The organism is Orbaceae bacterium lpD02, from assembly GCA_036251875.1.
Lineage (GTDB): Bacteria > Pseudomonadota > Gammaproteobacteria > Enterobacterales > Orbaceae > Orbus > Orbus sturtevantii.
Window position 1 is genome coordinate 629,496 of sequence record CP133960.1, and the last position, 13,943, is coordinate 643,438.

Annotated in this window: 12 protein-coding genes; all 12 read right to left on the reverse strand. The window is 41.5% G+C overall.

Features of this window, described 5'->3' with window-relative positions:
• Positions 1-13 precede the first annotated feature (13 nt).
• Positions 14-562, reverse strand: a complete 549-nt coding sequence (locus RHO12_02625) for a cytochrome b (protein WVD66676.1) — start codon at positions 560-562, stop codon at positions 14-16.
• Positions 563-577: 15 nt separating this feature from the next.
• Complete coding sequence (gene msrA / locus RHO12_02630; GenBank protein ID WVD66677.1) at positions 578-1,114, reverse strand: peptide-methionine (S)-S-oxide reductase MsrA; 537 nt, start codon at positions 1,112-1,114, stop codon at positions 578-580.
• A 108-nt stretch (positions 1,115-1,222) separates the two neighbouring features.
• Complete coding sequence (locus tag RHO12_02635) at positions 1,223-1,492, reverse strand: hypothetical protein (protein ID WVD66678.1); 270 nt, start codon at positions 1,490-1,492, stop codon at positions 1,223-1,225.
• A complete protein-coding gene (locus tag RHO12_02640; GenBank protein WVD66679.1) occupies positions 1,492-2,343 on the reverse strand; it encodes a putative type VI secretion system effector in 852 nt (283 codons plus the stop codon). Before RHO12_02640 ends, RHO12_02635 begins: the two co-directional genes overlap by 1 nt.
• Positions 2,321-3,193, reverse strand: coding sequence for a putative type VI secretion system effector (locus RHO12_02645; GenBank protein ID WVD66680.1), 873 nt, complete (start codon positions 3,191-3,193; stop codon positions 2,321-2,323). Before RHO12_02645 ends, RHO12_02640 begins: the two co-directional genes overlap by 23 nt.
• Complete coding sequence (locus RHO12_02650; GenBank protein ID WVD66681.1) at positions 3,171-4,052, reverse strand: putative type VI secretion system effector; 882 nt, start codon at positions 4,050-4,052, stop codon at positions 3,171-3,173. Before RHO12_02650 ends, RHO12_02645 begins: the two co-directional genes overlap by 23 nt.
• On the reverse strand, positions 4,030-4,902 hold the full coding sequence (locus tag RHO12_02655; GenBank protein WVD66682.1) for a putative type VI secretion system effector: 873 nt from the start codon (positions 4,900-4,902) through the stop codon (positions 4,030-4,032). Before RHO12_02655 ends, RHO12_02650 begins: the two co-directional genes overlap by 23 nt.
• The gene (locus RHO12_02660; GenBank protein WVD66683.1) at positions 4,880-5,761 is read right to left on the reverse strand and encodes a putative type VI secretion system effector; all 882 of its coding nucleotides are present in this window, start codon (positions 5,759-5,761) and stop codon (positions 4,880-4,882) included. The genes RHO12_02655 and RHO12_02660 overlap by 23 nt, the downstream gene beginning before the upstream one ends.
• On the reverse strand, positions 5,739-6,587 hold the full coding sequence (locus RHO12_02665; protein ID WVD66684.1) for a putative type VI secretion system effector: 849 nt from the start codon (positions 6,585-6,587) through the stop codon (positions 5,739-5,741). Before RHO12_02665 ends, RHO12_02660 begins: the two co-directional genes overlap by 23 nt.
• A 37-nt stretch (positions 6,588-6,624) precedes the next feature.
• Positions 6,625-10,299, reverse strand: coding sequence for a T6SS effector BTH_I2691 family protein (locus tag RHO12_02670; protein ID WVD66685.1), 3,675 nt, complete (start codon positions 10,297-10,299; stop codon positions 6,625-6,627).
• Between the two features lies 1 nt (position 10,300).
• Positions 10,301-11,266 (reverse strand): DUF4123 domain-containing protein, encoded by a 966-nt coding sequence (locus tag RHO12_02675; protein ID WVD66686.1) that lies wholly within the window; start codon positions 11,264-11,266, stop codon positions 10,301-10,303.
• Positions 11,267-11,282: 16 nt separating this feature from the next.
• Positions 11,283-13,676: a type VI secretion system tip protein VgrG gene (vgrG, locus tag RHO12_02680; protein ID WVD66687.1), complete on the reverse strand. Its 2,394-nt coding sequence runs from the start codon at positions 13,674-13,676 to the stop codon at positions 11,283-11,285.
• Positions 13,677-13,943 lie beyond the last annotated feature (267 nt).

Below are 13,943 nucleotides of genomic sequence, written 5' to 3' on the forward strand. Positions count from 1 at the left end.
ATTCACCATACAATTAACGATAAAACGAGTTAAACCATCGGCTTGGTAGCATTGATTTTAGCACATTGTCTTTAACCCAAAGATGGTGATAAAAAGCGGCCAAAACATGTAAACACAATAAAAAAATCAGAAGATAAGCGCCAATAATATGGACCGAATGAAACACCCCATACACGCCATTAGGCAGTGTTAGAGCGGGAAGCGTAATAAAGCCTAGAAAATGAATATCCCGGCTACTCATCAAATAGCCCGATAGCGGTAAAATTAACAATAGCAGATAGATAATGCCTTGCACTGACTTAGATAATATCCGTTGTAACTTTTCATGTTTGGGCTGGACTTCGGGAATGCCTTGCTTAATAATCACGATAATGCGCCATACCGTCAGGATAAAAACCATGATGCCTAGTGATTTATGTAACACAAACAAATTTGCCATACCACTTAAATACTGTGCTAATGACCCTCTGAGTAAAGGTAACAAAATAGCCAAAAACACCAAAATAGCGGTTAACCAGTGGATCCATTTTTGCTTAGTTGAGTATTGCGGGTAATTTTTCATGGTTTTTACCTTATGTTAGGATTTGTCGTGGTGCCAATTTTTTGCAATAAAAGCGGCCCGTCCCGATAATTGATGATAGCGCTGATAGTGGTCAGGTTGTTTTTGATAAAACTGCTGATGGTACTGTTCGGCAGGATAAAATGGCTTAGCGGCTTCGATTGCCACTGCAATCGGCTGAGTAAAGCGCCCGCTTTGCTGTAATCGTTGTTTAGATGCAATCGCTTGCTGCTCTTGTTGCAAGTTATGATAAAAAATAGCCGGGCGATAGCTATCGCCACGATCGGCGAACTGCCCTTTGCCATCGGTTGGATCAATTTGCTGCCAAAAGATATCTAATAGCTGATTATAGCTGATTTTATTAGGTTCAAAGGTAATTTGTACGGCTTCGGTGTGACCTGTCTTACCAGCACACACTTGCTCATAAGTAGGATTTTTAACATGACCACCGGTATAACCAGATATAACACTAATCACGCCGTCATAATGGTCAAACGGTTTGACCATACACCAAAAACAGCCGCCGGCAAATGTCGCTTGTTCAGTTTGCTTCATATTTCAATTCTTTATAAATATCAATTAACTATTATGCTAAGGTGCTTGATATAGTACCAGCTATTTTAATCGCCATAAAATGATTTTAATAAAATTGCATGATAATTATTAGTGTATTGATGAGGGAGATGGCGCTAGCACAATAGATGAGCAAATATTATTCAAATAGGCGGTGGCCTCTTCGTTGCTGTCGGCAAGGCTTAATTGACTGGCCGCCGCTGCGGCATCACCCAGTGCCAGTAGCCCGATTGGGGCCAGACCGGCTAATTTGCGGGATTTAAAAAACTGCGCCTGAGTATCAAACACTTCCAGATCAGATAGTGTACCGGTGATAACCTGGTAATAATCATAGCACTTAAGTGTCTGTTTTTGCTTCATTATTTTGGTAAGTCTGCATTAATTACTGTTATATAATCAGGAATAGGCGGCGCTTCACGATAAAAGGTAACCCATTTAGCCCCTTCAGGCGTTTGTTGTTGATATTGCTCGGTAGTGATATCCACATAAAAATTAGGATCGCTTTCTTCCAGATAGGAATAAAATTCATAAAATTCTTTTTCCATATCGACACGCTTGGGGTCAGGATAACCTAGAGTAGCAAAAATTTTATCCGCTTCTTTTGAGCCTTGACCAAATATACTTTTAGCTAAAAAATAACAAATAGCTCCAAATAAAAAATTAAATACAATAGCCGAAGCAAAAAAAATTAATAAATAAAGATATTCACTTGTTACGGCCACGGATATTGCCATTGATAAAATAAAACAGAGACTAATGAAAACTCCTGTAAATTTTAGTACTGTTTTATTAATGGACTTGGTACCCTTAGTTGCCCAAGGGTGCAACCATAAACGGTGGTCAATCGGACGACGCAGGGCATAGGCAAAATAACTGCCGTCATTCCTTGGTTCAGCTACAACTTCAACCTGATCGCCATCGGTAAAAAAGGCGCGACAAAATAGCCCTTCGACTACGATATTACCGACCTTACAGCGAAAATATTGCACGCTATTTAAATAGGCAGTGGCCTCTTCATTGCTGTCGGCAAAACTTAATTGGCCAGCAGCCGCTGCTGCATCACCCAGCGCAAGTAGCCCGACTGAGGGCAGACCCGCTAATTTGCGAGATTTAAAAAATTGCGCCTGAGTATCAAACACTTCTAGATCAGATAGCGTACCGGTGATAATTTGGTAATAATCAGTGTGCTTAAGCGTCTGTTTTTGCTTCATTATTTTGTGATTCTGCATTAATTACTGTTATATAATCAGGAATAGGCGGCGCTTCACGATAAAAGGTAACCCATTTAGCCCCTTCAGGCGTTTGTTGCTGATATTGCTCGGTAGAGATATCCACATAAAAGTTTGGGTCACTTTCTTCCATATAGGAATAAAATTCATAAAATTCTTGTTCCATATCCACTCGCTTGGGGTCAGGATAACCTAAAGTAGCAAAAATTTTATCTGCTTCTTTTGAGCCTTGACCAAATATACTTTTATATAAAAAATAAACAAAAACTCCAAATAAGGGATAAGCTATGGTTGCAATAAGAGACAAAAATAATAAAAAATGAACATCTCTTGTATTAAACAATACAATTACGGCTACTAAAATAAAACAAAAAGCAATAAAGGCGCCTGAAAACTTTAAGGCACTTTTATTACCAGCTTTGGTGCCCTTAGTTGCCCAAGGGTGTAACCATAAACGATGATCAATTGGGCGACGCAGCGCATAGGCAAAATAACTACCATCTTTTTTGGGTTCAACCACAACTTCGACCTTATCACCGTTAGTAAAAAACACTCGACAAAAAGTTCCTTCAATAATACAAGCGCCTATTTTACAACGAAAATACTGTACACTATTTAAGTAAGCCATGCCTTCTTCATTGTCATCGGCAGTACTAAGCTGGCTAGCAGCCGCTGCTACATCACCCAGTGCCAGTAGCCCGATTGGAGCCAGACCGGTTAATTTGCGGGATTTAAAAAATTGCGCCTGAGTATCAAACACTTCCAGATCAGATAGCGTACCCGTGATAATTTGGTAATAATCAGCGCACTTAAGCATCTGTTTTTGCTTCATTATTTTGTGATTCAGTATTAATTACTGTTATATAATCAGGAATAGGCGGCGCTTCACGATAAAAGGTAACCCATTTTACTCCATCAGCATCTTGTTTATACTGCTTGGTGGTGATATCGACATAAAAATCGGGATCCTTTTCCGATTTATTATTAAAATAAAATTCCATAAACTCCTGCTCCATATCCACCTCTTTTGGCTTTGGGTAACCTAAGGTGGCAAAAATTTTATCCGCTATTTTGGAGCCTTTGTTTAAACCTGATTTCATAAAAAAAAAGAAAATGGTAGATAAAGTAACTATTGTAAATATACTTGTGATAGCCCAAAAAAATAATGTCGATGTTTTATACCCTTTTACAACCGCAATAATTGTAGTGATAAGACCGCAGAAAGATAAAAATAGAAAAGAAAATAGAGCATACGTAAAAGCCTCTTTATTACCAACTTTTGAGCCTTTCATTGAGTTAGGATGTAACCATAAACGATGGTCTATCGGGCGACGCAGGGCATAGGCAAAATAACTACCGTCATTCCTTGGTTCAGCTACGACTTCAACCTGATCACCATCGGTAAAAAAGGCGCGGCAAAATAGCCCCTCGACTACGATATTACCGACCTTACCGCGAAAATATTGTACACTATTTAAATAGGCGGTGGCCTCTTCATTACTGTCGGCGAGGCTTAATTGACCTGCAGCCGCTGCAGCATCACCCAGCGCAAGTAGCCCGATTGGGGCCAGACCGGCTAATTTGCGGGATTTAAAAAATTGCGCCTGTGTATCAAACACTTCCAGCTCAGATAGTGTACCGGTGATAATTTGGTAATAATCAATGCGCTTAAGTATATGTTTTTGCTTCATTATTTTGTAACCCTGCATTAATTACTGTTATATAATCAGGAATAGGCGGCGCTTCACGGTAAAAGGTAACCCATTTAGCCCCTTCAGGCGTTTGTTGTTGATATTGCTCGGTAGTGATATCCACATAAAAATTGGGATCACTTTCGTCCAGATAGGAATAAAATTCATAAAATTCTTTTTCCATATCGACACTCTTTGGATCTGGATAACCTAAAGTAGCAAAAATTTTATCCGCTTCTTTTGAGCCTTGACCAAATATATTTTTAGCTAAAAAATAACAAATAGCTCCAAATAAAAAATGAAATACAATAGCCGAAACAAAAAAAATTAATAAATAAAGATATTCACTTGTTACGGCCACGGATATTGCCATTGATAAAATAAAACAGAGACTAATGAAAACTCCTGTAAATTTTAGTACTGTTTTATTAATGGACTTGGTACCCTTAGTTGCCCAAGGATGCAACCATAAACGGTGATCAATCGGGCGACGCAGCGCATAGGCAAAATAGCTACCATCTTTTTCGGGTTCAACCACAACTTCGACCTTATCACCGTTAGTAAAAAACACTCGACAAAAAGTTCCTTCAATAATACAAGCGCCTATTTTACAACGAAAATACTGCACACTATTTAAGTAAGCCATACCTTCTTCATTGTCATCGGCAGTACTAAGCTGGCTAGCAGCCGCTGCTACATCACCCAGTGCCAGTAGCCCTATTGGGGCCAGACCCGCTAATTTGCGGGATTTAAAAAATTGCGCCTGTGTATCAAACACTTCTAGCTCAGTTAGTATGCCAGTGATAATTTGGTAATAATCAGTACACTTAAGTATCTGTTTTTGCTTCATTATTTTTTGATTCAGTATTAATTACTGTTATATAATCAGGAATAGGCGGCGCTTCACGGTAAAAGGTAACCCATTTTACTCCATCAGCATCTTGCTTATACTGCTTGGTGGTGATATCGACATAGAAATCGGGGTCCTTTTCCGATTTATTATTAAAATAAAATTCCATAAACTCCTGCTCCATATCCACCTCTTTTGGCTTTGGGTAACCTAAGGTGGCAAAAATTTTATCCGCTATTTTGGAGCCTTTGTTTAAACCTGATTTCATAAAAAAATAAATAAAAGCACTGAAAATAAAACTACCAAATGTCAATGCAGGGATAGCAATAGACAAAAAGAAGAAATCATCCTCTTCCCAACAAATATATAAACTCATCGCATTCAAAATTATTGTTAAAAATAAAAAAAAATATTTAGCATAGCGAAATGCTTCTCTTTTCCCTATTGCAGTCCCTTTCATTGCAAAAGGGTGCAACCATAAACGATGGTCTATCGGGCGACGCAGGGCATAGGCAAAATAGCTACCATCATTCCTTGGTTCAGCTACGACTTCAACCTGATCGCCATCGGTAAAAAAGGCGCGGCAAAATAGCCCCTCGACTACGATATTACCGACCTTACAGCGAAAATACTGTACACTATTTAAATAAGCAGTGGCCTCTTCATTGTCATCGGCAGTACTAAGCTGGCTAGCCGCCGCTGCGGCATCACCCAGCGCAAGTAAGCCAGCTGCTGGCAAACCGGCTAATTTGCGGGATTTAAAAAATTGCGCCTGTGTATCAAACACTTCCAACTCAGATAGTGTACCGGTGATAATTTGGTAATAATCAGCGCGGTTATGCATCTGTTTTAGATTCATTATTCTGCAGCTCAGTACGAATTACCGTAATGTAATCCGGAATAGGCGGCGCTTCACGATAAAAGGTAACCCATTTTACCCCATCAGCATCTTGTTTATACTGCTTGGTGGTGATATCGACATAAAAATCAGGGTCCTTTTCCGATTTATTATTCAAATAGAATTCCATAATTTCCTGCTCCATATCCACCTCTTTCGGTTTTGGGTAGCCTAAGGTGGCAAAAATTTTATCCGCGATTTTAGCGTTTGCTGCCGTGCCTGATTTAGCAAAAAAATAAAGAAATAAACCAAATACAATTGAAAATAAAACAGAAATACTAAACATTTTAATAAAAATATCTTTACTATAATTTGTAAATGCCATAAATATTAGCATCATAATAAATGTCGGTAGTATTAACATGGCGGAAAACTTTAAAGCCTCTTTATTACCAACCTTTGAGCCTTTCATTGAGTTAGGGTGCAACCATAAACGGTGGTCAATCGGACGACGCAGGGCATAGGCAAAATAACTGCCGTCATTCCTTGGTTCAGCTACAACTTCAACCTGATCGCCATCGGTAAAAAAGGCGCGACAAAATAGCCCTTCGACTACGATATTACCGACCTTACAGCGAAAATATTGCACGCTATTTAAATAGGCGGTGGCCTCTTCGTTGCTGTCGGCAAGGCTTAATTGACCAGCAGCCGCTGCTGCATCGCCCAGCGCAAGTAACCCTATTGCAGGTAAACCGGCTAATTTGCGGGATTTAAAAAATTGCGCCTGAGTATCAAACACTTCCAGCTCAGATAGCGTACCGGTGATAATTTGGTAATAATCTGTCATAACGTATCCTTTTATATAATATTAATCAATGGCTAGCCTAGCTAAAAATATTCGGCACCGAGTAGCCCGTTACATTAATAGATTTAGCTTCAGCATTATGCTTATTACCAATTTGTTGCTTATTTTGCTCACTGGCCAATATGCTAGCTCTTGCCAATTTTTGCCGTTCAAAATCTTGGCTAATTAGTAAGAGCGCATCGTACTCATTGAATTCACTATCGCTACTATCATCACTATCCATAACGGCATCATTTTTAACGGCGATGTGGTTTTGTTCGTCGATATGTAACACTTGCTCATTAATGCCAAACATTGATTCAAGCACGGTTTTAAATGCCTCTTTTTGTTCATAAATTTTTTGATAGGCTGTTGCGGTGCTATTTTCAGTCCCTAATGCGCTTTTTTGTAACCACTTTTCAAACTCATCATCAGTGATATACCAAATCCAGGCATCAATACATAAGGCCAACACCCCAAGCCAAAAGCCAGCGCCTAATAATAGGGTTCGCTTTGCCATATATTTAGCAGTATTAATGGCCAATACGCGGCTTAATACCGCATGACTAATACCTTTCTCTAAAGCCTTGCGTCTTATTTTATGTTCTAACCATGGAATATGGTAGGTAAATGAAGCGAAACCAGTTGTTAAGCCACTTAAACCATATAATCCTATATTTATAGAATTTAATGTTCCTATCCAATTATTTCCTTGCGAGAACGCATCACCCGCGGCTAAAGATCTTTCCCATGCAGACCAAACGCTGACCGCACCGCCTAAAAGACCAGATAAAATTTTTGTACGTCCTGCCGCCAGACTCTCACTAGCTCGTGCCACTTTAGTATATTGAGCAACAACTTCAGCAGTAATTGCCGAAAGGGCTAAGGTTGACTTAGTCATCTCGAGATCCCAAAATTCATCACTGGCTAAATCTTGTCGTTTTTGTTTTAATTTCCACCAGTTATAGGCTTCAATAATGCCAATAATAAGCGCTAAGCGCGTATCTTTGATGCCATTACTTACTTTAGGCTCTGATGTAATGCCTTTAAAGATGCCTTTAGTATCTTCTTTCCACATACCAACTGTTGATAACTTTTTATTATCTGCATTGTATGATTTGATTAAAATTTCTTGAATATTGCTACGATAGGTGTTGTTTAAAATTTGTTTAGTATTACTGTAATAGACTTTTTGTATTCTAAGAAATTTAGCATTACGCGCTAGAATTTTTTGGCGCTCTGATCCCGTGACCTCTCCAATAACGCCACCGGGTAAATTAACCTGAATTTGTCGTGGTGATTTTAATACAAAATTATTCAGCGCGTCTTGTGATCGTAAAAATGCAATAGATCCTGCTTTAGGTACGCCACAAAGCGAAAAATGAAATAGATAAGATAATGCTGTATTTGGAATTTGAGCCGTCGCACTAACAGGAGAAAAGATAATATTTGATAAACGTAAAATTGCGTTATTTATCGATAACGCGGGCTTGCTGGTAAATAGCTTAAGTAAACGGCCTTCTTTGGGCGGTTGTATACCCAATTGTTTGGCGACAGATAAGATCCCCGGCATTGCAGTAGTCGCTTCTTTGGCATTGATAAGCGCTTTTTTATAATTTTCAACGGTATTTAAAAAACCTTGGGTCTTTTTATAATAACTGGCAAGTTTACCCACTTTGGTTGATGAATAGACTTCATCAATAGTGACGTTTTCATCAGTGGTTTTTGCGTTTGCCAATAGCTGTTGAATTTCAATCAGTATTTTATCACTGTTATTGGCAACCGCTCGCCACATTAAGCCATCACTATTATCTTGGTTGGCTTTGTCGTTCGAAAACCACTCATCCATTTGGGCTTTACCCGTTTCAGTCAGTTCAAGCCCTGCGGTACTTCGTTCAACGATTGATGAATAGATAATGCCGCAGAGATTGACCTTTTGGAGCTCTTGGGCGTCGGCTTCGCTAATTTCATTATCGGCTAACGCTAAATCTATCTCTAATTGATTATCAAGCTCTTCTTTAGCGTACTCATCTAATCCGTTAACCGCTAACCACTCATTACCATTTAAATCTTGCAGATGCTGATAAAAATCACTTTGCTTTAACCAACGAATAACGTGCTTTACTCTAACTTCGGCTATCTCGCTTATTTTGGTTAGTAACCGTTGATATTGCTTGTCAAATGGTTCGGTCTGTAAATGCTTGGCATATTTTTGTTGAATTTTCGCAATATCGCTTTCCCGCGCGCGCTGATAGGCAGTTTCATTATCTTTATACCTTGCTATCATATCGGCGGCGTATTTTTCTATATGTTCAGTCGTATGGGCGAACTGTATCGCTTTTTTTTCTCTGCTAAAATTACGATAACCTGGCACACGATAATCTGCCGCCCTCGCATCACGGCGCGAAGTGCTCATATCACTGCCATATAAGAACTGCTCTCGCTCAATAATGAAAAAGTCTTGCCCAGTAAATGCCGGAAGGCTTGCATTAAATTGATCGGTATTAACAGCGATATTGGCCACGTCAAAGTAAGATTTAGGCCGACCATATAACTGCTCATACACTAAGACGGATAACTGATTGTAACTAGAGAATACCGGTAATTCAGCCGAACGCGTTATTTTTTTATCTTTCATTACCCTTTTAAAATAAGGGTGCTCGGTAAAAGGCAGTTTAAAATCATCCATCCACTCTTTTTGAATTAAAATTTGCATCGCGTAGTCATACGACTCTTTGGCATTAAACTCAAACTCGCGCTCTTGGCGGTATTGTTCATTTTTGGCAAATATTTCGGTGTAATAGCCATTTAACTCTTGTGCTATGCCAAGTGAGTCATCGATTGCTAGCAATATGGGCGTGTAGCCTGGGCTGTAATCTTGCATTGTGCTGGCTAAACGTTGCGATTGGTTTTGCTGCTTAGTCCACGGATGGCAGGTGGTATTTTTATTGAGTACGCGGTCATTAAAACCATATGCTTTACTTGTATCGCCATCATCACCGTGTTTATCGTAGCTTAGCGCATCGATGTAATTAAATCTGGGGGCTTTTGCCGCTTCTTCATCATTTAATGTGGCATTAATTTTAACCAAATGCTGGTCATCATAAGGCAATAAGCGTGTATCAAGTTGAGGGTCAAAATCTAAAACCTGTTCAATATTGCTCTGTGTGGCAATGGTCGCACTTTGGCTACTGCTGCGCCCCGCTTGCCAACTTGCGGGGTCAACGGTTTGCATACGTTGTTCTGGCGCTTGCGCGTGCCGTTTAAGGGTCTCTTCGGTCCAAGGAAATTCACTATAAGCAATATAGATTTTTTGTTGGTACTGTGGATTTGCAATGGTGATAAATGAGTTATGGCTATTATTTCGGTTTAATTTGGGGCACAGATAATCGTTACTCTCTATTATTTCGCTCGCCGATTTAGTGGCGACAGTCGATAGCTGTTTAAATAGACGTCCTGTTTCATCAATGCTATAAACTTGCCATTTATTATTACCCATTTCAGCGGGTAAATAGACATAGAGATAACCTTCACGCAAGCTGCGCACATGATATTGATAACCTTGCTCGAGAGGGACTTTGGTGACGGAGGGTAAATTAGCCCATTGCGGTTTTTGCCGCTGAAGATAAGTCGGTACCACCGTGTATCTTACCGGTAAAATAGCCAGTCCATTGCTTTGACAACCACATGCTTTTTCTGTTTGAGCGTTGGTCATGTTATTCCTCTCTTCTATTCTTTATTTGACTAATATCTTGCCAGTTTTTTGTTGCTATTGATTCTAACCAGCGGTAATAGTCATAATGAACGGTAAAGCTTTTCGTCTGTTCAATAATGGCTGGCTGTAAATCAAAGTCTGCGCCATATGTTATGGCTAATTTTGCCCATTCAACTAATAGTGATTCATCATTGATATTTTTGCTTAGCATGCGCATAACGCAGGGCATGATTTGCCTCAATGAGCTAATCGCGTCAATATTTAATGTCGGCTCATTTAAGCGCTGCATTTGTATCAGTTGGTTATTGATCCCAATACAATATAGTTGGGTTAACTGCTCATCACTGAGCCCTAATTGACCCGATAATACTGGTTTTAGTGGCTGAGCGGTGGAATGCATTTCAAGCTCGCCAGTATAATTTAATCGCCCCCAATGGCTAATTTGCCCGGCTAATTTTGTCTGCTGATGAGGCTCCAACACATTCATTAATTGAGCAAAGATAGCGGGATCATAAAAGCGCAAAAAAAGGGTCTTTCGTTGCCGCTTTTGTATGCATAAATTAGCCAAATCACGTGCAACCTGAAGAGCCGGTGACAGGGTAAATAGCCAGGCGCAATATTGCTGGCCACAACCGGCCGATAAATATTCAGCAGATAACTGGCTCAGGGCTTTATCGACGGTGTAGCTTAATACCTGCTGCCCAAATAGATCGGTTAAATCAAGCTCAAGCAGTAAAGGCCTTTTATTTGCTTGAATAGACGGATGCATAATCGGCACAGGATGAAGTTGCCTTCGCCCTGCGCAATAATCGATGATGGGATCGTTAAGCGGTGCTAAAAAGGGATCAAGCAAGATTAAGCAGCGCTGCTGATAATGAGCCGCCTGACCTATCAGCTGCTGACTGATACGATTAGCCGCAGCCGAGCGTGTCGTTATATCAATTTTAGGTTGGTTTGCGCGCAACATGGTTGTCGTGTCCTTACTAATCTAATTCAAAAGTAGCATGCTGCTTTTGCACCTGATCATTGGCTGTTTGCTGGCAGTTAACGTTATCCGCTAAATTAATCGAGCGTTTTTGATTAGCTGGCCCCATTTTTTGCAGCGCCGCCGCTTTTATGGTGACGTTTGACGATGTGCCCAGCTCTATTCCAGAAGGATCCACTTTAATATAGGCGCCATCACTAATGAGTACTATCTCTTTACTCGCTGTAATGGTAATACTGCCGTCTACACTGTCAATCGTCACATCTTGCTTGGCGGCGATAGCCATGGCATCGTTTTGGGCTTGTAGCTCGACTTGACCTTGATTAGCCAGTAGCTTAATGCCCGCTTTATGAGCGAAGATACCGACCGCCTCAGATGAGGCTAAGGTGATGTTTTTTAGCGCGCTAATATCAGTTTGCTGCTCACTGGTTAGGCTGATGCTGTTACCGCTGGAGAGCTGGATATTTTCATCACTGGTTAAAGCCATGCCGGCTGGTGCATAGGCAATCATGCCCGCTTCGGTTAATTGGTTGAGTGCGCTTTGTAGCTGCTGTTGACTGTCGATATCAGCGGGGTGCGCCTGCGCGGTATTCGCGGCATTTTGTAGCGCTTTAGCAATCGATAAGGCGTTTTCCAGCTGAGCGATAGCACTTTGCATATCGAGCTGCTGACCTTGCGCTTGTGGTTCGCTTTGCGCGCTAAGGTATAAACCTTTGTTCGCGCTAATGGCGCCCCATTCGTCGGTGCGCAGCTCAAAGCCGGCGCCGCGTTGCTCTCTGTTTTGATTAACTAAGTGGCCGAGATTAAGCTGGCTTTTGCCGTATTCGGTCGCCAGTTTGATATGCTCTTGCCCGCGTTTATCATCCATGCGCAGTTTGTTGTTAGCCGGCGTTCGCAGCACATTGCGGTGTTTATTGATAGTCGTGACAGGGTCAGGGTGGTTACTATCATGTAAGCTATGGGCGATATACGGTCTATCTGGGTTACCACCGGTAAAGGCGATAGCCACCTCGGTACCATCGATTAAGGGGAAGTGAAAACCATAGCGGTCGCCGGCATACGGTTTTGCTAGCCTAACCCATAAGCTCTCTTCACCGCTGCGCCAGGTTTTTAAGTCAAAATCAAACTTAACCCGGTAGCGCCCCATGGTGTCAATATAGCCATAGGTGTCATTATCAGGACTGGTCACCCGCGCCGGCAGCGTGCCAGTCACTTGCGGCCACGGTAACGGTGCCGGGCGATACGGTTTTAGTACGTTATACGGCATAGCGGTAAACTTGACATGATAGGCCTCGCTGCGGTCACCATAGCACTCGGTCGCTAAAATCACTATCCCTTCACTGATGCCGTTGATCGGGCTGCCGCTAATCATCAGCCGTTGCCCTGGGGCTAAGTGGTAGTCATTGGCGTTACCGTGAATAATAATCTGTTCACTAATCTGCTGCTGATGGCGGATTTTGGCATACCAATTGCCACTCTCAATAATGTTGTCATCGCCTTTACGTTTAAAGTGCTCACCATAGCGGTAATCGGTGCCGGCGGTGGTGGTAAGTTTCGGTTGGCTGTTAACTAATGAGTATCTATCGGTTTGTGCCTCGCGGTAGTTGTCATCATGGACAATCACCTGACGCGCTACGCTTTTGCTGGCAAACTGTAAATCCCACACGCTATCACGCGCGCTATCCGCCATGCCACTCGGTAACGTGTAACCAAGACTGCCGACGTCCTCGAAACCTTGTTCGTAATCGCTTAATACTAATACATCACAGTTATGTTCGGCATGGCTTTCAAAGCGTAACCAGATCCCAACATCGGCCAGTAAGCGCTGAATAAACGCTAGGTCGCTCTCTTGCCATTGGGTGATAAACTCTCGGGCTGGGTAGCTGTCTTTTAACACTAATCGGTAATCGACGCCGGTAAAACCATGACGACGTAGCACCTCTTCCACCACGCTGACCACACTTTGGTTTTGGTAAATGGCGCTATAATGGTCATTAGCAAATAGCGCCAGTCGTGGCTGCAGTACCAGCCGATAATGCGCTTGGTCTTTATTGACCGATAGCTGAGCAAACTCGGTCACCAGCCCATATAAGGTGCGCGGCATTGCTGGTTTATCGAGTGAGCTAATGTGGGTGACCTGCGTTAGCAAGTTGGGGGCTAAGAAGCTAAACTGGGCTGGCTGGTTAAGCACGCTATCGATCGAGATATGCGGGTCAAGGCTCGTGACGATAATCTCGTAACGCCAAGGCTGATTGAGGGCTTCATTACCTTGTACCGATAGGACCGAGAGCGCGGATGATAAGCCGGAAAGTGTCAGTGCGTACTTATTATGTTGCTGGGTGCTAAGTGTACCAGTGAGTGAATCTAATGCAGTGTCAAGACCGCTGGCCATGGGGTAACTCCTTTTATCTTTATTCTGTTTTTATTATTGCTTTATTCCATTACGATTACTTTTTTAAAGCAAAAACGTAAAACAGTAAAATTACGATATTTTGCCCCAATTGGCAACTCTTTATTTTAGTTAGACAATGACTTAGTAACGCTACTGAGTAAGCGAACAGCGCAACACTATTTTGCGCATAGCGCCCATCAAGCCATGAGATGACCAATATATGAAAATAAATGCGAAGTTAGCGTTTGGTGATTAAATAAACACAAT

Excerpts from the sequence above, each read along its gene's own strand:
- RHO12_02625 (WVD66676.1), bottom strand. The coding sequence starts at position 562 with ATGAAAAATTACCCGCAATACTCAACTAAGCAAAAATGGATCCACTGG.
- msrA (WVD66677.1), bottom strand. The coding sequence starts at position 1,114 with ATGAAGCAAACTGAACAAGCGACATTTGCCGGCGGCTGTTTTTGGTGT.
- RHO12_02635 (WVD66678.1), bottom strand. The coding sequence starts at position 1,492 with ATGAAGCAAAAACAGACACTTAAGTGCTATGATTATTACCAGGTTATC.
- RHO12_02640 (WVD66679.1), bottom strand. The coding sequence starts at position 2,343 with ATGAAGCAAAAACAGACGCTTAAGCACACTGATTATTACCAAATTATC.
- RHO12_02645 (WVD66680.1), bottom strand. The coding sequence starts at position 3,193 with ATGAAGCAAAAACAGATGCTTAAGTGCGCTGATTATTACCAAATTATC.
- RHO12_02650 (WVD66681.1), bottom strand. The coding sequence starts at position 4,052 with ATGAAGCAAAAACATATACTTAAGCGCATTGATTATTACCAAATTATC.
- RHO12_02655 (WVD66682.1), bottom strand. The coding sequence starts at position 4,902 with ATGAAGCAAAAACAGATACTTAAGTGTACTGATTATTACCAAATTATC.
- RHO12_02660 (WVD66683.1), bottom strand. The coding sequence starts at position 5,761 with ATGAATCTAAAACAGATGCATAACCGCGCTGATTATTACCAAATTATC.
- RHO12_02665 (WVD66684.1), bottom strand. The coding sequence starts at position 6,587 with ATGACAGATTATTACCAAATTATCACCGGTACGCTATCTGAGCTGGAA.
- RHO12_02670 (WVD66685.1), bottom strand. The coding sequence starts at position 10,299 with ATGACCAACGCTCAAACAGAAAAAGCATGTGGTTGTCAAAGCAATGGA.
- RHO12_02675 (WVD66686.1), bottom strand. The coding sequence starts at position 11,266 with ATGTTGCGCGCAAACCAACCTAAAATTGATATAACGACACGCTCGGCT.
- vgrG (WVD66687.1), bottom strand. The coding sequence starts at position 13,676 with ATGGCCAGCGGTCTTGACACTGCATTAGATTCACTCACTGGTACACTT.